General features: G+C 34.8%; 18 protein-coding genes, 1 tRNA gene and 1 riboswitch. Of the genes, 12 read left to right on the top strand and 7 right to left on the bottom strand.

The features are described 5' to 3' along the window. Positions 1-420 precede the first annotated feature (420 nt). The 3 genes from aspS (at position 421) to ACFS6I_RS24130 (ending at position 4,874) form a co-directional block, all read left to right on the top strand. Positions 421-2,175, top strand: a complete 1,755-nt coding sequence (gene aspS / locus ACFS6I_RS24120; RefSeq protein ID WP_380924375.1) for an aspartate--tRNA ligase — start codon at positions 421-423, stop codon at positions 2,173-2,175. A gap of 93 nt (positions 2,176-2,268) precedes the next feature. Continuing rightward, positions 2,269-3,657 carry a LutB/LldF family L-lactate oxidation iron-sulfur protein gene (locus tag ACFS6I_RS24125; RefSeq protein ID WP_380924377.1) on the top strand — a complete coding sequence of 463 codons (1,389 nt, stop codon included), beginning with the start codon at positions 2,269-2,271 and terminating at the stop codon, positions 3,655-3,657. 80 nt (positions 3,658-3,737) lie between these two features. Then, positions 3,738-4,874 (top strand): acyltransferase, encoded by a 1,137-nt coding sequence (locus ACFS6I_RS24130; protein ID WP_380924379.1) that lies wholly within the window; start codon positions 3,738-3,740, stop codon positions 4,872-4,874. A gap of 69 nt (positions 4,875-4,943) precedes the next feature. Here ACFS6I_RS24130 and ACFS6I_RS24135 read toward each other — a convergent pair whose 3' ends face one another. Together ACFS6I_RS24135 and ACFS6I_RS24140 are read right to left on the bottom strand one after the other, a co-directional pair. Further along, positions 4,944-5,453, bottom strand: coding sequence for a hypothetical protein (locus ACFS6I_RS24135; RefSeq protein WP_346588793.1), 510 nt, complete (start codon positions 5,451-5,453; stop codon positions 4,944-4,946). A gap of 147 nt (positions 5,454-5,600) precedes the next feature. Further along, on the bottom strand, positions 5,601-6,494 hold the full coding sequence (locus ACFS6I_RS24140; RefSeq protein WP_380924381.1) for an energy transducer TonB: 894 nt from the start codon (positions 6,492-6,494) through the stop codon (positions 5,601-5,603). 132 nt (positions 6,495-6,626) lie between these two features. Between ACFS6I_RS24140 and ACFS6I_RS24145 the strand changes: the two genes are divergently transcribed. Beyond that, positions 6,627-7,475: a hypothetical protein gene (locus tag ACFS6I_RS24145; RefSeq protein WP_380924383.1), complete on the top strand. Its 849-nt coding sequence runs from the start codon at positions 6,627-6,629 to the stop codon at positions 7,473-7,475. Positions 7,476-7,530: 55 nt separating this feature from the next. Here the strand turns inward: ACFS6I_RS24145 and tsaD are convergent, their stop codons facing one another. Continuing rightward, positions 7,531-8,532 (bottom strand): tRNA (adenosine(37)-N6)-threonylcarbamoyltransferase complex transferase subunit TsaD, encoded by a 1,002-nt coding sequence (gene tsaD / locus ACFS6I_RS24150; RefSeq protein WP_380924385.1) that lies wholly within the window; start codon positions 8,530-8,532, stop codon positions 7,531-7,533. An 84-nt stretch (positions 8,533-8,616) separates the two neighbouring features. On the opposite strand from tsaD, the gene ACFS6I_RS24155 reads away from it, so the two are divergent. Next, positions 8,617-12,936 carry a translocation/assembly module TamB domain-containing protein gene (locus tag ACFS6I_RS24155; protein ID WP_380924387.1) on the top strand — a complete coding sequence of 1,440 codons (4,320 nt, stop codon included), beginning with the start codon at positions 8,617-8,619 and terminating at the stop codon, positions 12,934-12,936. Between the two features lie 220 nt (positions 12,937-13,156). Here the strand turns inward: ACFS6I_RS24155 and ACFS6I_RS24160 are convergent, their stop codons facing one another. After that, positions 13,157-14,482, bottom strand: a complete 1,326-nt coding sequence (locus ACFS6I_RS24160; protein ID WP_183915837.1) for a trigger factor — start codon at positions 14,480-14,482, stop codon at positions 13,157-13,159. A 77-nt stretch (positions 14,483-14,559) separates the two neighbouring features. Continuing rightward, positions 14,560-14,641, bottom strand: a tRNA-Leu gene (locus tag ACFS6I_RS24165). Positions 14,642-14,799: 158 nt separating this feature from the next. On the opposite strand from ACFS6I_RS24165, the gene ACFS6I_RS24170 reads away from it, so the two are divergent. From ACFS6I_RS24170 to creD, 4 genes are read left to right on the top strand one after another with little or no spacing between them, the layout of a single operon-like run. Continuing rightward, on the top strand, positions 14,800-15,417 hold the full coding sequence (locus tag ACFS6I_RS24170; RefSeq protein WP_208696184.1) for a hypothetical protein: 618 nt from the start codon (positions 14,800-14,802) through the stop codon (positions 15,415-15,417). Continuing rightward, on the top strand, positions 15,417-15,719 hold the full coding sequence (locus tag ACFS6I_RS24175; protein ID WP_021189616.1) for a winged helix-turn-helix domain-containing protein: 303 nt from the start codon (positions 15,417-15,419) through the stop codon (positions 15,717-15,719). Before ACFS6I_RS24170 ends, ACFS6I_RS24175 begins: the two co-directional genes overlap by 1 nt. A 50-nt stretch (positions 15,720-15,769) precedes the next feature. Further along, positions 15,770-16,273, top strand: coding sequence for a Coq4 family protein (locus ACFS6I_RS24180; protein ID WP_132772124.1), 504 nt, complete (start codon positions 15,770-15,772; stop codon positions 16,271-16,273). 10 nt (positions 16,274-16,283) lie between these two features. Continuing rightward, positions 16,284-17,726, top strand: a complete 1,443-nt coding sequence (creD, locus tag ACFS6I_RS24185; RefSeq protein ID WP_380924390.1) for a cell envelope integrity protein CreD — start codon at positions 16,284-16,286, stop codon at positions 17,724-17,726. A 404-nt stretch (positions 17,727-18,130) separates the two neighbouring features. Here creD and ACFS6I_RS24190 read toward each other — a convergent pair whose 3' ends face one another. Together ACFS6I_RS24190 and ACFS6I_RS24195 are read right to left on the bottom strand one after the other, a co-directional pair. Then, positions 18,131-18,763 (bottom strand): DUF6266 family protein, encoded by a 633-nt coding sequence (locus tag ACFS6I_RS24190; protein WP_380924392.1) that lies wholly within the window; start codon positions 18,761-18,763, stop codon positions 18,131-18,133. 383 nt (positions 18,764-19,146) lie between these two features. Next, positions 19,147-19,992: a hypothetical protein gene (locus ACFS6I_RS24195; protein ID WP_380924394.1), complete on the bottom strand. Its 846-nt coding sequence runs from the start codon at positions 19,990-19,992 to the stop codon at positions 19,147-19,149. Between the two features lie 362 nt (positions 19,993-20,354). Between ACFS6I_RS24195 and ACFS6I_RS24200 the strand changes: the two genes are divergently transcribed. The 3 genes from ACFS6I_RS24200 to ACFS6I_RS24210 all read left to right on the top strand — a co-directional run bounded on the left by ACFS6I_RS24200 (position 20,355) and on the right by ACFS6I_RS24210 (position 23,986). Then, positions 20,355-21,089, top strand: coding sequence for a class I SAM-dependent methyltransferase (locus ACFS6I_RS24200; RefSeq protein WP_380924396.1), 735 nt, complete (start codon positions 20,355-20,357; stop codon positions 21,087-21,089). 88 nt (positions 21,090-21,177) lie between these two features. Further along, positions 21,178-21,271, top strand: a riboswitch (SAM-I-IV-variant riboswitch). A 35-nt stretch (positions 21,272-21,306) separates the two neighbouring features. Next, positions 21,307-21,570 carry a hypothetical protein gene (locus ACFS6I_RS24205; RefSeq protein ID WP_021189623.1) on the top strand — a complete coding sequence of 88 codons (264 nt, stop codon included), beginning with the start codon at positions 21,307-21,309 and terminating at the stop codon, positions 21,568-21,570. A gap of 331 nt (positions 21,571-21,901) precedes the next feature. Continuing rightward, positions 21,902-23,986, top strand: coding sequence for a S9 family peptidase (locus ACFS6I_RS24210; protein WP_380924398.1), 2,085 nt, complete (start codon positions 21,902-21,904; stop codon positions 23,984-23,986). Positions 23,987-24,022 lie beyond the last annotated feature (36 nt).

Genomic DNA, 24,022 nt, shown 5'->3' on the forward strand with positions numbered 1-24,022 from the left:
TACATTTAATTGAAAATTACTTGAGGAAAAAGCAGGCAAAAAGCTAAATATCAGCGCATAAATACAGTTTTTATACCGTTTCAAAAAACGGTATAACACGAAAAAAAAGACTTCAAAAATCACTTTTATTTTCGTCAAACTGGACTGAAACTACGTCAAAAAACATATTTTTTACAAAAAATGAATCAAAAATGGGAGAATGTGGGATAACAAAACAGTTAAATAAAAACATTAAAATTCATCCTTAAAATACACCAACTAGTTTCAAAATTCACCAATTCTAAGAATGAAAAATTTAATTTACCATGGAAATAATAGCAGCTTCCAAAAGTGTAATGGAGTTTCTTTCAAAAAACAAAATTGCCATTCGTTATTCTCCCTAAAAACAGATAATTTTGTGGTAAAATTAAAATTTAGCGTATGCATAGAACAAACACGTGCGGAGAATTAACAATAGCTGACTTAGGTAAAACAGTAACACTTAGCGGTTGGGTTCAAAAATCTCGCGATTTAGGCGGAATGACTTTCATAGATGTAAGAGATCGCTATGGCATTACACAATTAACTTTTAATTCGGATGACGACGATTCTTTACGCGCTAGTGCACGTGAACTAGGCCGTGAATATGTGATTAAAGTAACTGGAACAGTTATCGAACGTTCGAGTAAAAATCTAAAAATTCCAACTGGAGAAATTGAAATCAAAGTTTCTTCTTTAGAAATATTAAATTCGGCGAAAACGCCACCATTTACCATCGAAGATGAAACCGACGGCGGGGAAGACATCAGAATGAAATTCAGATACTTAGACTTACGTCGTAACCCAGTTCGTGAAAACTTAATTTTACGTCACAAAACAGCTCAAGAAGTTCGTCGTTTTCTTGACGAGCAAAACTTTTTAGAAGTTGAAACCCCTGTATTGATCAAATCAACACCGGAAGGTGCTCGTGATTTTGTTGTTCCTTCTCGTATGAATGCAGGAGAATTCTATGCCTTACCACAATCGCCACAAACATTCAAGCAATTATTGATGGTATCTGGTTTCGACCGTTATTTTCAAATTGTAAAATGTTTCCGCGACGAGGATCTACGTGCAGACCGTCAACCCGAATTTACACAGATTGACTGCGAAATGTCATTCGTAGAGCAAGAAGATGTTTTAAATATATTTGAAGGTTTAGCAAAGCATATTTTCAAAAAAATCAAGAATATTGATTTGGGAGAAGTACCCCGTATGACGTACGCCGATGCGATGCGTTTATACGGTTCTGATAAACCAGATATCCGATTCGGCATGCAATTCGTAGAATTAAATGAAGTTGCAAAAGACAAAGGCTTCCCTGTGTTTGATGCAGCTGAATTAGTAGTTGGTATTAACGCAGAAAATTGTGCATACTATACTCGTAAACAGCTCGATGCATTGACCGATTTTGTAAAACGTCCTCAAGTCGGTGCAACAGGTCTTGTATATGCGCGCTACAATGAAGACGGTACAGTAAAATCTTCCGTTGACAAGTTTTATACACCTGAGCAATTACTAAAATTTGCAAAATTATTTAATGCTAAACCAGGTGACTTATTCCTAATCATGGCCGGTCCAAAGGATAAAGTACGTAAACAACTAAATGAACTTCGTCTTGAAGTGGCCAATCAATTGGGTCTTCGTGATAAAAACAAATTTGCACCACTTTGGGTACTTGATTTTCCGCTATTAGAGTGGGATGAAGAATCTGAACGTTACCATGCGATGCACCATCCTTTTACTTCTCCAAAACCGGAGGATATTGCATTATTGGATACTAATCCTGGTGAAGTTAGAGCAAATGCGTACGATTTTGTACTCAACGGTACTGAAGTAGGAGGTGGTTCGATTCGTATCCACGATCGTGAATTGCAATCTTTGATGTTCAAACATTTAGGGTTCACACCCGAAGAGGCACAAAAACAATTTGGTTTCTTAATGGAAGCATTTACTTACGGTGCTCCTCCACATGGTGGATTAGCATTTGGATTTGATCGTTTAGTCGCATTATTAGCCGGAATAGACTCTATCCGTGACGTCATTGCTTTCCCTAAAAACAATTCAGGAAGAGATGTGATGATCGATGCTCCTTCAACAATCCATCAGGATCAATTGAACGAATTGAGCTTAAATTTGAATTTAAAAGTTAAATAATTTGATCGCATCATGCGATAAATAATTTATAAGCGTTATCTTTAAAAGTTGGTAATTTATTACCAACTTTTTTTGTAAAATTAAAAGAATTAGATGTCAGTAAGCTCTGCAGATAAATTTTTAAAAGAAAGTGCGACAAAATCTTTCGACAGTAAACATCGCGATATTATTAACTATAATATCGACAAATATACTATTGCTTTCGAAAAAGGGAAGAGTAAATTTGTAAATCTGGAGAACTCCCGTTTAGAAGCCAATCTAACAAAATGGAGAGCTATTGAAAATTTAGATAAATATCTACTCGAATTTGAAAGCAAATTTATAGCACGAGGAGGCAAAGTAATCTGGGCCAATAACGCAGAAGAAGCGCGTCAGGAAATCTGGAAGATCATGGAACGAAATAATGCAAAAAGTGTTATCAAATCCAAATCCATGGCTTCTGAAGAGATTGAACTCAATCATTTTCTAGAAAATAAAGGAATAGAGGCATTAGAAAGTGATCTCGGTGAATTTATAATTCAATTATTGGATCAAAAACCCTACCACATCGTTACACCGGCGATGCATTTAAGTCTTGCAGATATAGCGCAATTATTCAACGAAAGATTTGGCACTCCGCTCGAAGCAACAGCTGAAGAATTGACGATGAAAGCACGTGAACTCTTACGTGAAAAATATAAAACTGCTGATATCGGCATTTCCGGAGCAAACTTTTTAATAGCAGACACCGGTAGTATTGCCATTACAGAAAATGAAGGAAATGCCCGTTTAACAACAGCTTTCCCAAAAATTCACATTGCTATTGTAGGTATTGAAAAAATATTACCATCGATCAATGACCTTGATTTATTCTGGCCTTTGCTTGCCACTCATGGAACAGGTCAAAATTTAACAGTTTATAACACACTACTGAGCGGTCCAAGACAAGCTTATGAATCTGATGGACCAGAAGAGATGTATGTCGTTTTACTGGATAATGGACGAACCAATCTATTAGCGCAAAAAGAGCAGCGTCAGGGCCTTTATTGTATCCGATGCGGAGCATGTCTGAATGTATGCCCTATCTATCAAAATATTGGTGGACACACTTATGAAACGACTTATCAAGGTCCAATTGGTTCATTGATATCTCCACACCTTAGTGGAATGAAAGAGTTTAAACACTTAAGCTACGCTTCATCGCTTTGCGGTAAATGTACAGAAGTATGTCCGGTTGGTATCGATATTCAACGTATGCTATTGCTAAACCGTAGAGATTCCGTAGCGGAAGATCTATCACCAGCAATCGAGAAAAAAGCATGGAAAGGATTTACTTACTTAATACAAAGGAGAAAGCTGATCGATTTATTCGGTGGCAAGGTCAAGAACTTCTTTATTAGTAAATTTTTCAAAAAAACATGGGGAAATAATCGAAAATTACCAAAAATCGCAGATAAATCATTTTCCAAACAGTGGAAAGAGCAACAAAAAAATAAAGATTAACAAGATTGTAGCAATTGATTTGAGATCAATTGCTATTTTTTTCCCTAGCTTAGCTCCATCAATAAAAACCTAATTTATTTATGGATTTACAAACAAAAAGAACTTACATTCCCTGGATTGATTTTTTAAGAATTTTCGCTTGCTTTTTAGTCGTACTCTGTCATAGCTGCGATGCATTTGTCGCTTCTTTTGATAATAGCTTTTCTTTTCATACAGCAGTATTCATAGGAAGTCTTGTACGACCATGCGTTCCTTTATTTGCCATGATGTCCGGTATTTTATTATTTCCGGTTAAGACCGACCTCGCTACATTTTATAAAAAACGTATCGGGCGCATCATTATTCCATTATTATTTTGGTCCATTGCACTTCCGATAGCATTTGCATTATACGCCTATTTTATTCAAAAAAGCCCCAATGGATTGATTTCAATTGAAAAATACACTGTAGAAGGAACTATAACAAAAATAATAACCTCAATTTTTAACTTCAATTACGATACAACACCCCTTTGGTACATTTACATGCTTATCGGCATATATTTAATCATTCCTATATTTGGTTCTTGGCTGGATCGTGCTTCGAAAAAAGACATTCAGATTTTTTTGAGCTTTTGGATTATAACTTTAGTACTGCCCTACATTAAAATGGCAGCACCCCTATTAGGTTACAACGGCAACTATGGCAATACAGGTATTTGGGGAGTCTGTACCTGGAATGAGTTTGGAACTTTTTATTATTTTTCTGGTTTTATCGGCTACATCGTTCTCGCCTATTATTTAGTAAAATTCCCTTTAAATTGGTCTTGGAACAAAACATTATCAATCGCTATTCCGCTCTTTTTAATCGGATTTGTTATTACTTTTTCAGGTTTCCTAATTACACAAAAATATTTTCCTGCCAACTATGCTAATTTAGAAATTGTATGGTATTTCTGCTCCATAAATGTCGCAATGATGACTTTTTCGGTGTTTATTATTTTCCAAAGATTAAAAATCCGTGAATCAAAAGCACTTAAAGATTGGTCTCTTGCTACATTCGGTATATTCCTTTGTCACTTTATAATAGTACAGGGCATTTCAGACTTGTTTTTCAAAATTCCATATCTACCTGCTGGTCTAAAAATAATTCTCATCGCCGTTATTAGTTTTGTCTTAAGTTACCTAGTGACTAAGCTATTTGACACCAATTCCATAACAAGAAGATTTGTTAAATAAAAAAAGGTCCGCTCTTACAAACGGACCTTTTTTACCAAAAACCAATTAAAACCAAAACATTAAAACAGACTAACTATTTTTTTCGGTTATATCTTTTTTAACCTCTATACTATTTTTTTCACCTTTATTATTTCTGTCCAAACGATCACGACGCATTGGACGATCTTCAGATTTACGCATGCGGTGCTGTTTATGATTTTCAGCAAATGACTCTTTATACAGTTTTTGTTGATCAGGATTTAGATTTTTCATCAACTTTTCACGTTGAGCCATGCGATCCTTCTTCATCTGTTCCATGGCAGCTTTACGATCCGCAAAGTTCTTTTTATCCTTTTTCGCTTGATCCAATTGCAATGAATAGATTTCCTTACGCTGCTTATCCGTAAATTTTAATTTTTGATCCATACGATCCGTACGCAATTGTGCTATTTCTTCTGCTGATTTTTTATCTAACTTAAATTCTCGTTTTCCAGAACGGTGACCATCATGGTTTACGTTTTCTTTAATATTAGCTTTTTCTTGTGCAAAACCCGCAAACATAACTCCAGATAGCAACAAACTTAACATTAACTTTTTCATGATATTTTCTCTTTAATACTATTAACAACTTTGTCTACTCCGTTTTTAATTGATGAGTTTATAGACATTTGTTAATAAGATGTTGAAAACTACCTAAAGTTTAAATCGTCCACTGTTAAATAAAGTTAAACCCTAATAGTAATATATTTATTGAGAGACTGTATTTAACCGAATAGGCAATGTATAGGCTACCCGAACCGGACGTCCGTTTTGAACGCCTGGTTTCCATTTTTTTGCTTTGACAAGCAATTCAACAGCAGCTTTCCCTGTTCCATGGGAAACATCACGCTTTACATGGATATCTGTTAATGTACCGTCTTTCTCTATTACAAATGAAACCTCAACAATTCCACTGACACCTTGTTGTAAAGCGGCTTCAGGATACTGATAATTTTCGCCCACCCATTTCATAAAAGCTTCCATCCCACCCTGCGGTCTTGGCTGAATTTCTATATGCTCAAACCCAACAATAGCATCTGGATCTCCATGTAATGAACCATCTTTGTTCGTGCCGGTTATTCCACCATCCCGTTTTACTGTACCAAACTCTCCTCTTGCAATAGATGTTCCATTAGGATTTGCCTTCAAACTCAAGCGTCCCGCCAATTTATTGGTTTTGTTTAGTTCATCTTGCGTCACCACATCTTCTTTTACCATACTTTGAGGAGCAACTTTAGGTTCAACGAAACGAATTACTTCCTCCTTTGGTAAATCTATAGCAACTTGTTGTGGTGCTTCTTTTTCAATAGGTATAGGTTCTACAATTTTGTCCTCCTCTTTTTCCTTCTGCTCAACCTGAGGAGGTAAATCGACAACTGTTATTCGTTCTTCTATAATTGGCGCTTCTGATTTGAAATATGTTTTGTATATGCTACTACTTAGCACGATTAAAGCAACTGTACTTAAAACAATTACGACCGACCAGTTCGTTGCCTTATTCGATAAATTACGCAATTCAAAAGCGCCATAAGATTGGTTACGTCCTGCAAAAACAACCTCTAACCATTCCGATTTGTAAATATTCAATTTGGAGTTTAGCATAGCTTTAAAAATTAAGTTTACATTTTAACATATGATGCACAGTAATTAAAATTCCATAAAAGAAAATTTTTCATTTATAAAATTTACCGTATTTTTAAACCATAGAGAACAAATCAATCCACAAAATAGAAAATGGTTAAAAACTTTACATCATTCTTATCGATCATTATAGCTTCTTCATTATTAACAAGTTGCATGAATGAAGGACCAAAACAAATCAAACAAGAAAAAAAAGAAAGCAATCTCAAAACAGACAAAGTTGAAGCCTTTGTAGGTTTTGCTTTTTTAAATGAAAAAAAAGATTCTTTATTTAGTTTGGCTGTTGAAGACGAAAAAATTAAACCTGAGGCGGCAACACATGCTATTATTGAAAACAAAATCACTTCTATTGATTTTTCAGTTACTAAACCTGAAAGTGAATCCTCTAATGGTCGACAAACAAGCAACAATTTCTCGAATAATGGTGGTACTTTTTTCAGTATAAAGGAGCAAATAAAAGAGGGTGATTTTGCTTTATTAGTGAATCAAAAATTCATTGATCAAAATCAAATTCTACCATTCAAGAAGATTGACAAAGAGACAAATGAACAGATAAAGTTAAAAATAGCGAAGCAGTATAATCGAAAGATCTCCCAAAGTTCAACCCTAGCAGAACTCAATAATAAAGCTCAGATAAATATAACATTATTTGAGGTTAAAAATGATTCAGCACTTGCTGTACTGACTTATCTGGATAATGATCAGTTAATTACGTTAGATTTTCCTGCAAAATATGATGAAATGAGTACTTGGCGCGTAGATGACGGTGGCGTATTTGACTTTGAAAATCTACAACTATTATCAATTTTTCAATCCGATAAATCCATCAAAATAGCAACCGTATTTTGGGGAGCAGAGGGTTATAATCTCAATTTTTACGAATCAGTAGATGGAGTTTTTAAAAATATTGTTGAAGCATACGGTTATAGTGCCCCATTATAGAAACAAAAAAAGACTAGTTAAACAACTAGTCTTTTTTATGATTGGCATCCATGTGCTACATATGCATACGCGCCAATGGGCCGACATCTTGTCCAACAAAATCGTTAATTAAATATTTTTGATATCCTGCTATTGCAATCATAGCTGCATTATCAGTACAGTACTCAAACTTAGGAATAAACACATTCCATTTATACCGCTCACCCATTGCTAGCAACTCTCTTCGTAAACCAGAGTTTGCCGAAACGCCCCCAGCAATCGCAATATCTTTCACTCCAGTTTCTTTGGCTGCCTTTTTCAGTTTATTAAGCAATATGGATACAATACGCGATTGAACTGAAGCACAAACATCATCCATATGATTTTTCAGAAAATCGGGGTCAGCTTTTTCCTCTTTTTGCACCATATAAAGAATCGCTGTCTTCAGTCCCGAAAAACTAAAATCTAAACCCTGTATTTGAGGTTCAGGAAGTTTATAGGCATCTGGGTTACCATTTTGTGCATGTTTATCGATTAACGGCCCGCCCGGGTATGGTAAATTTAGAATTTTTGCTGTTTTGTCAAACGCCTCGCCGGCGGCATCATCTAACGTCTGCCCTAAAATCTCCATTTCGAAATAATCTTTCACCAGCACAATTTGTGTGTGTCCTCCCGATACAGTAAGGCATAAAAATGGGAAAGTAGGTTTAGGATCTTCAATAAAATGCGCTAATATATGAGCTTGCATGTGATTGACATCTATCAAGGGGATATTACGAGCAAGAGCAAAAGACTTTGCAAATGAAGTTCCAACCAACAATGCGCCTAATAATCCAGGACCACGTGTAAAAGCTACTGCATCTATTTGATTTTTATGTATTTTTGCAGTGCGAATGGCTTCTTCTACTGTAGGAATAATATTTTGTTGATGCGCACGCGACGCTAATTCGGGAACAACGCCCCCATACTTAGCATGAATCGCCTGAGTAGCAATAACATTAGAAAATATTTCACCGTCGATACAAATTGAAGCAGATGTTTCATCGCAAGATGATTCAATACCTAAAATAACAGCCATAGCTTTGGGGTAATTATATAATTGTACAAAAGTATCAAAAAAATAATTAAAATAGCACTGATTACACTGGCTAGCATACTCGTTTTGCTAGGAGTATTGCTACTATCGTTACAATTAGAGCCCGTTCAGAATTTTATTGCCAAGCGAGCTGTTTCTTATCTCTCCAAAGAATTAAATACAAAAATCGCTCTAAAAAAAATATATTTTAAACCCTTTCGTTCTTTGGTTCTAGAAGGGTTTGAATTATACAGTCCACATGGTGATACGATTTTGATTGCTGAAAAGCTAAATGCATCTGTAGATTTAAATCAATACTGGGATGACAAAAAGATTGTTATCAATAAACTTACACTAGAAAATACCACAGCTTATTATCAAGCTTACAAAGACAGCTCAAACATTCAGTTTTTATTGCAGTACTTTACTCCACCAAAGAAAAAGGAAAAGAAAGTCAGTAAAAATTTAAATTTCGATTTAAAACAACTGGAATTAATAAATAATCAGTTTCGCTATCTTGATCATACCAAGAAACATTATGCGAAAGTTGTGGATTTTGGCGACCTAGACATTAAACAATTAAATGCCGACTTTCGAAATATAAAACTTACGGACAAATCCCTACAAGTTGACATTAAGCAATTAAATCTTCGGGAAAAAAAAGGATTGGAGGTTAAAGGATTAGTTGCAAAAGCATTTGTGAGCAACAAGAGAATTCAATTGGATAAGCTTTTATTGATCACGAATAAATCAACGATAAAAGACTTTGTCAAATTAGAATTTAATAGTTTTGATGACTTTTCTGATTTTAACAATCGGGTTAATGTAAGCCTAAGAATCAAAAATTCTATTTTAAATTCAGAAGATATTGCCTTCTTTTCTTCATCAATGCACCGGGTCAAGTTTGATTTAAAAATAAAGCAGGCCACAGCTCAAGGTCGCGTAAATCATATTGATGCAAAGAATATACAAATTGAGACAGAAAAAGCAACTAAATTAAAGGGCAACGTTAAGATCATTGGTCTACCGGATATCGATCAGACAGATTTTAAACTAACAGACCTATCATTACAATCAACCTACGCTGACCTGCAGGTTATTCTTCCAAAACTGAGCAATAACAAGAATTTTAAACTTCCAGAAATCGTAAAAATATTAAATACAGTTTCGTACCAGGGAGATTTGCATGGGCTTTATAATAATTTTCATATTGATGGAGAATTAAAAACAGAGTTAGGAGCGCTTAGTACCAAGTCATCTTTAAACTTTCAAAATGAAACACAATTTTCGGGTCTTTACGAATCGAAATCTTTTGATATAGGAAGATTTTTGAACAATAGTCTTTTAAAAACAACAGGGTTTAGCCTCAATTTAAAAGGTAAAGGAAGTTCATCAAAAACACTTTCAATAGATCTAGATGGTAATTTAGAAAATTTTAATTTCAGAAATTATACCTATCAACAGATTCCAATATCGGGAATTATAGCTGAAGAAAAATTTAAAGGATCTGGTTCCATTAAAGACCCAAATGCAAGTATAGACTTTCAAACAGATGTGGACTGGTCAGATACCTCCGTTCTATACAATCTAGTAGCAGGTATTCATGAAACCAATTTATATGCACTTCATCTTTCACAACAAGATAGTATAATTGTTCACAACACAACGATAGAAACTAATTTAAAAGGATCGAACATCAATAATCTTGTCGGCGATCTGAAAGCAAACAACATCAATTTTAGCACAAAAAAAGGTACATTTGATATTAAAGAAGTTGTATTCCAAGCTTCCGGAGATGAAATCAACCGCTTATTAACGGTATCTTCCGATGTTGTTGTCGCCTCGCTTATTGGACAGATTGATCTAAAAACAATTGTTCCATATTTTAAAATGCTTGCCATGCGCTATGCACCTGCAATTGGTTTTGAAACAGAGCTGTACAATAATCAAAACTTTGAACTGGACCTTCAAATCAAATCGTTTGAACCCATCGCTACCTTCTTTAAAAAGGAAATCAGCCTCGATAGCGGAGCAACTATGCACGCTAAATTTTCAAGCGAGGAAAACGCTGCACAATTCAATTTATATAGTCCCATTTTCAAATATAGTGGCATAAAGATTTCTAACCTTATTGTAGATCAGATCTCCAATACAGAATCCATGTCTGTATCAGCTTCAGCAGACCGTATAAATCTTACTGATAGCACCTATATTAAAAATGTAAATATTGCTAACATTCTTTCCAATGATAGTTTACGTTTCAATATAAAATTATCCGAACTAGATGCTAGTAATAACCTTGATCTTAATGGTGTTATTCGTTTTGCTCACCAGAAGCCTGCATTTATCAGTTTTGATCCATCAACTATTATTATTAATAAAAACCAATGGTCACTTACCCAGGGTTCAGAACTTAAAGTTTCCAAAGGGAAATGGTTCTTGCAAGATTTGACGTTACAGCACGACGAACAAAAAGTACTGCTCAATGGGATATTGTCTAATGCTGAAAGCGACCAATTGAATATCTTATTCAAAGATTTTAATCTAAGTTCTTTAAATGGTATTACAAAACCACTTGGCATTACTATGTCAGGAGCAATGAATGGTAATCTTGAAATCAATTCCCTTTTTAAATCCCCATATTTTATTGCTAACCTACAGACAAATCCGATCCTTTATAACCAACTTCCGATTGGTCAGCTTAGCTTAAAGGCAAATTACGACCAAAATGCCAATATTGTCCATTTAGACAGTAAAATCGATGATGGGAACAAAAGCATTACACTTGCCGGCACCTATAATATCAAAGAGGAGGAGGATAAAATAAATCTCAAGGCTTCCCTAAAGAATACTGATCTTATCCTTTTCCAACCTTTTTTGAAATCATTAGTTTCAAATCTCCAAGGAAGAGTCCATGGTGAGCTTGATATCAAAGGAAATATCGACAAGCCAAAAATAAGTGGAAATGCTAATTTCACCGATGCATCATTTATCATCAATTATTTAAGGACTCCCTACCATCTTACTGATAAAGCCATTATAGTATCAAATGGTATTTTCCTTAACAATTTTAAAATTCTTGATCCTAAAAACAGTGAAGCCCTTGTCAATGGTATGGTCGATCTAAATAAGCTTTCCGATCCGACTATTGATATTAAGGTAAGAGCGAATAATTTTTTAACGCTCAACACTACGCTTAAGGACAACAATCTTTATTATGGAACAGCATATGCCAGTGGTGATTTCAACTTCAAAGGTCTAACTTCAGCTATCAATATCGATATCAAAGCTAAGTCGGAAGACAATACAGTTATTAACATTCCCTTCAATAGTTCGATGACAATCAGTGATAACGATTTTATCTATTTCGTTTCTCCAGATAGCGCAATTACCTCCGAACAGATTAAAAGAAAAAGTTTCAATGGTATCACGATGAATATGGATCTTTCTTTAAGTCCAAATGCAGAAATGAATTTATATACTACTTTAGGTGGTGTATCTGGACGTGGAACAGGAAATATCACAATGAATATCAGCTCTCTAGGTGACTTTGGAATGTTCGGCGATTACATCATCAGTTCGGGTAAATTCAATTTTAAAGCACAGGATTATCTGAATAAGATCTTCGATCTTAAAGAAGGAGGAACTATTCGCTGGGCTGGTAAACCCGCTGAAGCCAACATTAATTTGACTGCGATCTACCAACAAAGAACTTCCCTGTCCCCTCTTTATAATGCGGCAGGACAAACAGACAATCCGCAACGAATTCTTGCCCAAGCGGATATGAATCTAAAAGGTTTATTGAGTCAGCCCGAAATAAATTTTGATCTCAACTTTCCTCAGGATCCATATGTCAAAGATGAACTTCAAGGTTATCTTTCAGATGTTAACAACATCAATCAGCAAGCCCTCAGTTTAATCGTTCGCAGAAGCTTTACGCCAGGATCACAGACTGACTTCGGTAAAGAAGTCAACAATACCTTATTATCTGCCGGAACTGAAATTGCATTCAATCAATTAAATAATATCATTGCAGAATCTCTAAATATCAATTTTTTCGACATCAATATTAAAAGTTTAAATGATGCTTCAGCATCCCTGAGACTCTTTAATGATCGTTTAATCTTGACGGGTGGAATCACAGATAACAGGAGCAACCAGCTGACGGATTTAAATGTCTTCTCGGACCGTGTAACTACGGATGCAGAAGCCCTGTTTTATCTTCGTAAAGATGGTCGTTTACTTCTAAGAGGGTCTAACCGTCTAAATACACGGAATTTCCTTATCAATCCTAATGGTGAGGAGTATGTAAGTGCCGTGGGTTTAGTATATCGTCAGGAGTTCAATTCCTTTTCAGAATTTCTATCGCGGATGTTTCCATTTGGAAAAAAGAAAAAAGCGAAATAGCAATAGCCCTTCAACAGCTTAATAATTTATTCAATTAAAAACAGATAGACCATTTTGATGCAAACAACATGAAGGTTATATAAAAGCTCGTGTAGTCATACTAAAACTTTCTTGTCAAAGGCTCACTTGATAATATATCAAACTTAGAAACCATTAATTGCAACTAAAAAAGCCTTTCCAAAATATGGAAAGGCTTTTATATGATTAGAAGTTGAATAGCTTACGCTAATTTTTCGAATGCACTATATTCGATCTCTTCTTTATTGATTTTAATTTGCTCTTTTAAGAATTCGAACACTTTAAGTGCTTTTGCTTCTTCGAACAAACGGTTTCCTTGCTCTCTATCTTGCAACATTTGAATTGCATATTGCGATAATTGCTCATCACTTGGCTCCTCATTGATGTTGTACATTTTGATCTGCGCATAAATACGCTCTTTTGCCAAATTGATTACTTCATCATATTTAACTTCAAGACCATTTTCAGTAACAACACGGTTCTCAATGATCGTCCATTTCAAGTTATTCAAGAAATCAGCAAAACCTTCGTTCAACTCTTCTTCAGAGATACTTGGGTTCGTTGCTTTTAACCATCTTTTCAAAAACTCTTCTGGAAAAGCTACATCAACTTTTTCCATACCGAAAGTATACATATCATTACGTAAACGTTGGTCAGAATTTTGTTTGAATAAGTTTTCAACTTCTTCTTTTACTTTTGTTCTGAATTCAGCTTCTTCAGTAACTTCGCCTTCAGCAAACAATTTATTGAAGAACTCCTGATTTAAATCAGACTCTTCTAAACGGTTGATATTTTTTACCGTTAACTCAAATTTAGTAACGTCCAAAGCTTCAACCTCCTCAGGAGTGATTCCTAAAATACGGGAGATATCTTCAGCATTGAATGCTTTTTTAATATCAATCTTAACCGTATCATCTTGTTTAAGACCTACTAAAGATTTTTTAATTTTTGCATCTTCGATAATATCAGTACGTACCGAAGTTGTTTTCTCAATACCGTCTTCTTTATCTTGTTTCAACGTAGCGTATAAGACATCACCTTCTTCAGAAACTTCAGGGTTAGTCATTTTACCATAGCTACGACGTAAATTTTTAATACGTGATTCTAAAGTTTCATCATCAGCCTTAATGTCATATTCTGTAAATTCAGCTTCTTTAGTGAAAGGATTTACAAATTCTGGAGCTAAACCAATTTCATACTTAAATTGGAAGTTATCTTTATAGTCCCAGTTATATGTAGCCGTTTCTTCAATAGGAAGAGGTTGACCTAAAACTTCTAATTTATTCTCGCCGATGTACGCTGTAATTTTATCATTAACAATTTTGTTTACTGTATCCAACAAAATTGATTTACCATAAGTACGTCTAATATGTGCTGCAGGCACTAAACCAGGGCGGAATCCAGGTAATTTAGCTTTTTTAGCTTGATCCTTGATTTCTTTGTCTACTTGTGGGTTATAATCTTCTGGCGCTAAATCAACTTTAATTACTGCGTTGATCGCGTCAACTTTTTCGTGTGAAATGTTCATACTCTTTCTAAACCGTTACGCATTATTTTGATAAAAAAAAATCCTCCCGATGATTTAATTTCGGGAGGACATTCAAGTGCGGAAGAAGGGACTCGAACCCCCACGTCTTGCGACGCCAGATCCTAAGTCTGGTGCGGCTACCAATTACGCCACTTCCGCATTAGGATTTCTTGTTGGCACAAAGATAGAAACGAAACGTATATGATGCAAGTCTTTTCTCAATAAATTTTCATTATTTTCTAATTTATATTTTATGGTAAAAAATAAATTTGCATAATTCATTCTTATTCATTTACTTTGAAAAACAAAGTACTTTTATGAAACAAGAAGATTTAGTAAAAGAAATAGCAAGTATTCGGAATTTAATGGAAAAATCTAGCAAATTTATTTCCATTAGCGGGATTTCAAGTGTTCTTATTGGTACATATGCACTACTAGGAGCAGCATATGCCTACTATGAAGTTTATGGCTTTGATAGTCAAATGGGTTATCGGGATCATTATGTCAATGAACCATTGATTATCATGAAACTTCTAACAACAGCTATACTCGTTTTAATAGCCTCTATCTTTACAGGAGTCTACATGGCCATAAAAAAAGCTAAAGCTAACCGCCAAAATATATGGAATACCACAAGCCGGGCTTTATTGTTTGCAATGGCAGTTCCGCTTTGTACTGGAGGCCTATTTGCCATCATAGCTATCTTTAAAGAAAACTATGCGGTGGTATCCTCTATCCTATTGATTTTTTACGGTCTGGCACTTACAGCCGGTAGTCATTATACATTTAGTGAAATAAAAGGTCTTGGAATTTTAGAAATTGTCTTAGGACTATTAGCTTTGCTTTTTCCAGGCAATGGAATTATTTTTTGGGCATTGGGATTTGGAGTTCTACATATCATATATGGAGTAATCGTTCATAAAAAATACGAATAGTGAATTTAGACTTAACACAGTATAATAAAGTATTTGAAAATAAAGTCCGCTTACAGATCATGAGCGTATTGATGGCTAATGACGAATATGATTTTAATTCATTAAAATCCATACTGGATGTCACTGATGGAAATCTGGCTTCTAATTTGAAAACATTGGAAAAGGAAAAATACATCGAAGTTTTTAAAACCTTTGTCGACAGAAAACCAAATACACGATATAGAAGAACAACCGAAGGTGAAAGGGCTTTCGAAGAACATTTAAAGGCTCTTGAAAAATTGATCAAACAACAATACAAATAATTTTTTTATCCATTTACTTTGAATTTCAAAGTACTTTTAAAATAAAAAACATGAAAATACGATTAACCATAATGCTCGCTTTGTACAACTCCAGTCAAAAGATTTACACAGAGTTATTTAAGCAAAATAAATCAGCTTGGAAAATCAGTAAAGAAGATTTCCTAAAATTCCCGAAAGACTCTTTGGGATATCATATAGGTATATTCTATCAAGAGAAAGGTTTTGATGTTATCCCAAAACTAGAGAATCACGATGTGTTTCATGTCATCACAGAGTGCGGCACAGAAATACAGGACGAAGTTGCTATGCAGTATCTATTACTTGGCAATGGAAAGATAAGTTTATACCAATTTGCCATGATTGGAATAGGGACCTGTATATATCCCGAATATCTAAAAACGTACTTCAGAGCATTAGCAAAAGGAAATTCTATGCAAAAATTCTATGATCTGGATTTTAAGGCATTATTGAAAATTCCTTTAGCTGAAATCAAAAACAGCTTATCTTTTAATTTAAAAACACACCTTAACCATCATAATTTAACAGCATTATAAATTTAAAATCATGGAAACAAATAAAACACCCCTCTTAGAACGTATTGGTTCATCTATTTTCGCCAAACTTAGTACCATTGTTGTACTGGTTCTATTACTGCTAATCCCATTATTCTGGGTGAAGGATCTTATTGAAGAAAGAAAAAATAGACAGTCAGAAGTAAGCAGTGAAATTGCATTTAAATGGGCTGGTCAACAGGTGATATCAGGCCCTATTATTGCCATCCCCTATCAGGTTGTAAAAGAAATTGTAACTACGGATAAGAACATCATCTCCACTAAGAATACCTACATAACACAATACGTTTACCTAATGCCAAAATCATTGGACATTAATAGTGTGATTTCACCAGAATCGCTTAAAAGAGGTATTTATAAAAGCGTCGTCTACAATGCCCAACTTGATTTAAAAGGTTCCTTTGATGCGATCGATTTTAACAAAATAGACTTGAGCGGTCAGGAACTAGAATGGAAAAATGCCAAAATACTGATTGGTTTAAGTGATCTTAAAGGGCTTGGAGCATCTCCAAGTTTGGTTTTCAATCAAACGAAAATTGACTTCGAACCTAATATGTCTGCTCTAAATCCTTTTGAGAATAACATGATTGCAGCCATCGATCTTTCTCAAACAAAAACAACCTTAGGTAATTTTCAGATTAAATTTAATGTAAGAGGTTCGCAATCCATTAACTTCCTTCCATTGGCAAAACAGACTAAGATCCATACCCAGGGAAATTGGGCTAATCCAAGTTTTAACGGTGCCGTTTTAGCCGATGACCGAAATATAACAGGGAACAATTTTGAGGCAACCTGGAATATTCCAAGTTTCAACCGTAAATTTTCGCAACAATGGGTTGGTGAAGCAGAGAAACTGTATGAAATTAAAAACAATTATGAAATCAGTAATGCCGTCAGTGAAGGATATAGCAGTACTGTCGAACCTACCACTACCACTGAGAGCAGTATAGCGACAGAAAAAGATATGATTCAAATCAACTTCTTAGAGGAAGTCAATAATTATCAAAAAACTACCCGTGTAGCCAAATATGGAATTTTGATTATTATTCTAACATTTGCAGCACTGTTTTTCACAGAAATTATAAAAAAACAACGCATACATCTTATACAGTATATGCTGATTGGTTTTGCTATGGTACTCTTTTACTCCCTGCTTCTTTCCATTAGTGAGCATCTGGGTTTCAACCTCGCTTACCTACTAGCCGCATTAGCTACTATTATTCTTATCGCTTCATTCATTAAGTCCATTACCAATGATAGCAGATCAGCACTTATCTTTTCTGGAATACTTTCCATTTTCTATAGTTTCATATTTATCTTAATGCAATTACGTGATTATTCACTCATAGTGGGTACAATAGGTATATTTATCATATTGGCAATTTTAATGCGCGTATCCACAAAAATCAACTGGTATCAATACGATAAACGATGAGATTGGCAAAAGAAGGTATCAAGATATATTTAACATATATCTTGATACTCCTTAAAAGAAAAGCAATATAATGAAATGGATTATTGTCTCTATTTCCATCTATAGCAGTCGGATAAGCCTAATTGCTCATTTGCTGTCTATAACATGTGCATAGCGAGGCCATAGAAAGGGGCATCGTTGTGCACATGTAGCATGGAAGTATACTCCACCTTGTGTGATTCTAGGCTCATCCTAGTGTCGTCCTTGTGCGCTTGCAGGCTATTTGTTGTGTATCGCTAGGGTGATTGTATAGTCAGTGTTGTATGCTTATAGATTCGTGCTTATTTTAATATTTTCTGGAGTTAGGCTAAAAAATTTGGTTGTCTTATCCTATTTCAAAAAATAGACAAAATAAAGAATACTTTTTATACGCATCCTCCATATACAGAATCTGAGAATTTATCATGCAGCATATCGTAGAAACCGACATAGATGTGGACCTGATCTTCTTTAATAGAAAATTGCGCATGTTCCCACAACATTTTTCCATCCGTAGAGATTGCTGCTCCTTCATTCCAAGCGCAGGACTTTTCAATTACATAAGCGAGCACAACGACTGCAGCAGGATAACCCTTACAGACATCCTTATTCCATTCGACATACAACTTATTGTCCCTACGTTCCACATTAATAAGGAGTGGCGGGACCATATCACCTCGAAATACCAACACTTTCTCCGGATTAACATAGGGCACATTTTCGGTGTCATAATCAATTGCATTGTGGAATAAATAAGATTGGGCCGATTGAAAAGTTCCGATACGACTGCCTTTGGGGGCAACGTTTTTATAGCCAAATGCGATCGGTGCTTTAAGGTGTCTCAGAAATTGGGATACTACCTTCATACGCATCCGGTTAATAAGCGTCAATTCGCTAGGAGCTCTTTTCACAACTTTCGGAAGAGAGCGAATAATAGCCTGACCGTTTAATTCATAACCTACAATGCTTCCGACTTTACCCGAAAAGGGTCCATTTATCCCACCTTTTAAAATTGCCATAATGGTTTATTTATTTGAAAATTGGCTACAACAAAATATGCGTTTATATAAGTAACTATCTCGCAATTATAACTAAGTAAAAGAGAGGTTGTATTACCGCGGTTTAAACTCTAAAATACTTCTATAAACTCTTAAATATCATTTATACATTAATATAAGTTATTAACCGACGGAAGTTTTACTACGGTATATTTCACCTTCAGCTTCACTCCATATTCAAGGTAAAGCATTTCCACTACATGCCCGTATATCAAATGAAAAACTACAACACATTAAACTTTGATCCGAAGGACCTCACAAATGCACTTGATTAATATCAAAGGCATTGTAATTAAAAAAGACACATTTATTCAGGTGGCCTATGCTACATTTCATTGAGCTACTCAGTCCATTGACGACATATAAAAAGGTAATTCGACGCTTTCTTTCACTAAACGGCCTTCATCAAGTATATCCATAACGATTATACCTTTGTAATACGGTTTATTGTATCTTTCATCCGATACTTTTTGGATACTGGTAAATTTACCCCTCGTTTGAAAACGCTTCCAGTTTTGATCAAGGGATCCATAGGATTCCTCCAACATAAACAGTCCGGTATATTCCCAATATTTAACACTGTATAATGGGTTAGTGTCATCAAAGTCAATCTCCTTGCCTACCAATTTGGAAATATCGCTTTCCAGCTTCAAACTTATAAATTGACCAGAATTGGAGTGAGCAACATATGTATAATAGTTGTACTGGTCCGATCTGTCTGGATTAACAGTTGATTTAGTAGAAGATGAATACATAGAGAAAAAATTAAAAGCTGGTTTCACTGTCATTACATCAAGGATCAATGCTTCGCACGGTGCATATTTAATGGTGTGCAGATCTACTTTACCAGTCAATACTCGTTCTTGCTCATTGTTTTTATAAACTTTTCCACTAAAAGAAAAAGATAATCGACCGCCTGCTTTTTCATATTTAAAATCCGCGATTTGAAAAGATTTCTCTGGCTGAAGATGTGGAGCAAAATAGTTACCATCAGCTGAAGAATTTTGTTTGAAATACTGAACCTTGGCTAATGCTCCATTAGAAAGTAAAGTTAATTTCAATTGTGAATAAGTACCATCAGACTCCTTTACGCTCGTAATAAGATTGATCTGTCCACAATTGTCCAAATTATAGTCGTACTTCACTTTTCCTCTGACAGGATGATTATTGTCAGAAAACACGATACTCATGTTTGATAGGGGATTAATTTCTTCTGATTTCTTGCAACTAACAATAAGCAGTGGGCAAAAAAATAGCAATAAAAGCAGATATTTCTTCATTAAATCAATATTAGTTTCATTAAAATATTAAAACATTTATGTATAATGTATTTTACAATTTAAAAATAACCAAAAATTAATTCAATATCAAATTTAATTTTCCTAATGAAGAGATAATATATTAATAACACTGTAACTTACTAAAGGTTTATCCACCCCTTTTGATGGCTGGATCGTCAAGCATGCTTTTATGTCTCGTTCAGCCAATTCAGTTTTGATAAAAATAATATTGGCAGTAAATTTGAAATTACCTTGAAACGGCGAATAATAAAATGAAACAAAACAAATATGATGATCCTAGCTTCTTTGAAAGCTATGGAAAGATGCAACGTTCTATAGATGGTTTAAATGCTGCTGGAGAATGGCATGTTTTACAGAAAATGTTACCTGATTTCCAGAATAAGAAAGTGCTTGATCTAGGTTGCGGATATGGATGGCACTGCATTTATGCTAAGCAAAAAGGGGCTAAAAATGTAATTGGAATTGACTTATCTCAAAAAATGATTGATAAAGCAAAAGAGCTTTCCAAAAACCTTGAAATTGAATATAAAAAAATGGCCATCGAGGATATTAATTTTGACCATGAAGAATTTGATGTCGTTATTAGTTCACTTGCATTCCATTACCTAAAAGATTTGAGAAGTGTTTTTCTGAAAATAAATCAAATTCTTAAAAAAGGAGGAAGTTTTGTCTTTTCAATGGAACATCCCGCTTTTACTTCAAGAGCTGAACAAGATTGGTTTAAGGATGAAAATGGAAATCGTCTGCATTGGCCGATTGACAATTATCAGGAAGAAGGCCAAAGAAAAACTAAATTTCTTGGACACGAAGTAACTAAATACCATCGAAATCTAGAAACTATCATCAATACGGTTATTAAATCTAATTTTGATATTCAAGAAATATCGGAACCCAAACCTTCAGAGGAAGTTTTAAAAATTTATCCGGAAATGCAAGACGAGATGAGAAGGCCAATATTTATTATAATTTCCGCTATAAAGAAATAATAATCTGATCGACATCATTCATAAAATTCTCATCATGAATTAATTATTTTAAAATAAATTTTGAAACAAAATAAAATCTACTAACTTTGTAGAGTATTCAGAATTGCACGTTGCAATACCAACCGAGTTACATAACCGCGGTGGTAAATTAATATGGGTTTCGACCAAAAATATCTGGATACAGTTTATGGTTTAATCCTTTAAATTTTTAAATTGTATGTCAACACCAAATCTTTATCAACATTTACTGGAAAAATTCAGTTATTATTCAATCAACGAACTGATACAGCTCAACAATGATACGGTATCGGAAAAAGGTTGGGGTTCTTCCAAATCTACATTCCGCACTGCGCTCATAAGCACTTTTTCTAAAAGAGGGCTAGATCTTTCCAACATCATTTCTAGAGAAGATGGTTTTACTTCCGTAAAGTATGTCGCAGTAAGATTAGAGGAAAATACGCTTATCCCGATTCTCCAATAAGAGCAAAGACAGCTTTAAAATTGCGTATTCACTCAGCGCTAAAAAGGTTAAATAGCCCTTCCTTTTTGAGCACTGAGTGAAGCTTTTTTTATCCAGCTAATTATGTATAACTTTCAGTTACTAATATCAATGCTATGCCGCTTTATGCTTTTTTTTTAATGCGTTAAAATAGTATTTCATAATTTCACCAATTTCCTTCAATAGCTTAACACAAAGTGATATCGCATCATTCTGAACAATTCCTTCACCTTGTTTTCTTTCTCTAATACTTTATTTAATATGTTAAATGATCGTAGATTTTGTATCTTGCCTGTTCATATTCGTATTCTTTATGAAAAAAAAATCTTTAATAACGCTTTCCATTTTATTATGCGCTTCGGCATCAATAGCTCAGGAAAACAAAGAAACCAAAATGGTTCTTAATATGGAAAACACCGCAAAAGCACCATTAGATCCGCAGACACTTTGGAAATTAGGCCGTGTTTCTGGAGAAGGAATTTCAACAGATGGAAAAACTTTAGTATATGGTGTCTCTAATTATGCTATAGAAACAAACAGTTCGGAAAAAAACCTTTACACATTATCATTAGAAACAGGTAACACAGCTCCTCTAACAAGTGAAAAGGGCGGTGAGTCTGTCGTACAGATTACAGAAAATGGCGATATCATTTACTTGTTCAAAGGGCAACTTTGGAAAAAGAATAGATATAAAGGTGAAGCTATACAACTGACACATAGCGAAACTGATCTAGAAAATGTAAAGCTATCTCCAAATGGTCAATATATTTTATTTAGCAAAGCAGTTTTAATCAAAAAATATCACAGTACCGACAAATATCCTGATTTACCAAAATCTGACGCTTATGTTTTTGACAACCTTGACTACCGTCATTGGGACACGTTCAATAATGGAAAATTCAATCATCCATTTGTAGCCAGCTATAACAACGGTAAGATTGGCGAAGCAATTGATTTATTGCAGGATGAGCCTTTCTATAGTCCTCAAATGCCATTTGGCGGTTCTGAAGATTTTGAATGGACACCAGATAGTAAAGCTGTGCTATATGTCAGTAAAAAAAGGTTTGGAACAGAGTATGCCGTGAGTACAAATACGGATATCTACCGCTATGATCTTACTTCTAAGCAAACAACAAATCTGACTGAGGGTATGAATGGCTATGATACCAACCCGACTTACAGTCCAGATGGAACTAAGTTAACTTGGCTAAGTATGAAAAAAGATGGTTACGAAGCCGATAAAAATGATATCATTATTTTCGATAAAGCCTCATCTCAGCGTTTAAATCTAACTGCACATTGGGACGGCACAGTAAACTCTTTCATTTGGAGCAAGGACAATCGCAAGATTTATTTTGTAGCACCATCCAAAGGTACCGTACAACTTTTCGAACTGACTGTTCCTACTAATTTAAAAAACAAATCTTTAGCATCGATTAAACAAATCTCTGAAGGAAATTTTGATATCACAGGAATTGTGGGACAGGTAGCCAATCAGTTGATCGTAACATCAACAAAATTCACAAGAGCTACAGAGATTTACAAATATGACTTAACGAATAAAACGTTAACGGCATTGACGACTGTCAATGATAAAATGTATGCTCATATCAGTGATAATAAAATTGAATCCAGAATTACAAAAGCTTCTGATGGCCAAGATCTTTTTTCTTGGGTAATTTATCCGCCAGATTTTGATCCAACAAAAAAATACCCAACGATTTTATATTGCGAAGGTGGCCCTCAGTCTGCACTGACCCAGTTTTACTCATTCCGTTGGAATCTACAGCTTATCGCTTCTCAAGGTTATATTGTGATCGCTCCAAATCGTCGCGGGATGCCTGGCTGGGGAGTGAAATGGAATGAAGCAATATCCAAAGATTGGGGCGGGCAGCCTATAAGGGATTATTTATCTGCCATTGATGATATTTCTAATGAGAAATATGTAGATACAACACGTCGTGCTGCTATCGGCGCTAGTTATGGTGGTTATTCAGTATATATGCTGGCTGGAGTACATGAAAATAGATTTAAAACATTAATTGCACATAACGGCTTATTCGATATGAGAAGTTGGTATGGTACAACAGAAGAATTGTTTTTCGCGAACCACGAACTAGGCGGTCCTTATTGGGATAAAGCAAATGCAAAATCATATACCGAATTCAACCCTTCTGAATATGTTGACAAGTGGAATACACCAATATTAATCTTTCAAGGAGGTCATGACTACCGTGTGCCGATTGGCCAGGGACTAGGTGCTTTTCAGGCTGCCCAATTGAAGAAAATCAAAAGTAGATTAGTTTATTTACCAGACGAAAATCACTGGGTGCTATCAGGGCATAATGCTCAGGTATGGCAAAGAGAATTTTTCGGATGGCTGAAAGAAACCTTATAAATTAAAAAGGCTTGAAGTTTGGCTTCAAGCCTTTTT

This window comes from Sphingobacterium anhuiense (assembly GCF_042686355.1).
GTDB classification, from domain to species: Bacteria; Bacteroidota; Bacteroidia; order Sphingobacteriales; family Sphingobacteriaceae; genus Sphingobacterium; species Sphingobacterium anhuiense.

Bases quoted from the DNA above. Each gene is read 5' to 3' on its own strand.
- aspS (WP_380924375.1), top strand. From the start codon at position 421: ATGCATAGAACAAACACGTGCGGAGAATTAACAATAGCTGACTTAGGT.
- ACFS6I_RS24125 (WP_380924377.1), top strand. From the start codon at position 2,269: ATGTCAGTAAGCTCTGCAGATAAATTTTTAAAAGAAAGTGCGACAAAA.
- ACFS6I_RS24130 (WP_380924379.1), top strand. From the start codon at position 3,738: ATGGATTTACAAACAAAAAGAACTTACATTCCCTGGATTGATTTTTTA.
- ACFS6I_RS24135 (WP_346588793.1), bottom strand. From the start codon at position 5,453: ATGAAAAAGTTAATGTTAAGTTTGTTGCTATCTGGAGTTATGTTTGCG.
- ACFS6I_RS24140 (WP_380924381.1), bottom strand. From the start codon at position 6,494: ATGCTAAACTCCAAATTGAATATTTACAAATCGGAATGGTTAGAGGTT.
- ACFS6I_RS24145 (WP_380924383.1), top strand. From the start codon at position 6,627: ATGGTTAAAAACTTTACATCATTCTTATCGATCATTATAGCTTCTTCA.
- tsaD (WP_380924385.1), bottom strand. From the start codon at position 8,532: ATGGCTGTTATTTTAGGTATTGAATCATCTTGCGATGAAACATCTGCT.
- ACFS6I_RS24160 (WP_183915837.1), bottom strand. From the start codon at position 14,482: ATGAACATTTCACACGAAAAAGTTGACGCGATCAACGCAGTAATTAAA.
- ACFS6I_RS24170 (WP_208696184.1), top strand. From the start codon at position 14,800: ATGAAACAAGAAGATTTAGTAAAAGAAATAGCAAGTATTCGGAATTTA.
- ACFS6I_RS24180 (WP_132772124.1), top strand. From the start codon at position 15,770: ATGAAAATACGATTAACCATAATGCTCGCTTTGTACAACTCCAGTCAA.
- creD (WP_380924390.1), top strand. From the start codon at position 16,284: ATGGAAACAAATAAAACACCCCTCTTAGAACGTATTGGTTCATCTATT.
- ACFS6I_RS24190 (WP_380924392.1), bottom strand. From the start codon at position 18,763: ATGGCAATTTTAAAAGGTGGGATAAATGGACCCTTTTCGGGTAAAGTC.
- ACFS6I_RS24195 (WP_380924394.1), bottom strand. From the start codon at position 19,992: ATGAGTATCGTGTTTTCTGACAATAATCATCCTGTCAGAGGAAAAGTG.
- ACFS6I_RS24200 (WP_380924396.1), top strand. From the start codon at position 20,355: ATGAAACAAAACAAATATGATGATCCTAGCTTCTTTGAAAGCTATGGA.
- ACFS6I_RS24205 (WP_021189623.1), top strand. From the start codon at position 21,307: ATGTCAACACCAAATCTTTATCAACATTTACTGGAAAAATTCAGTTAT.
- ACFS6I_RS24210 (WP_380924398.1), top strand. From the start codon at position 21,902: ATGAAAAAAAAATCTTTAATAACGCTTTCCATTTTATTATGCGCTTCG.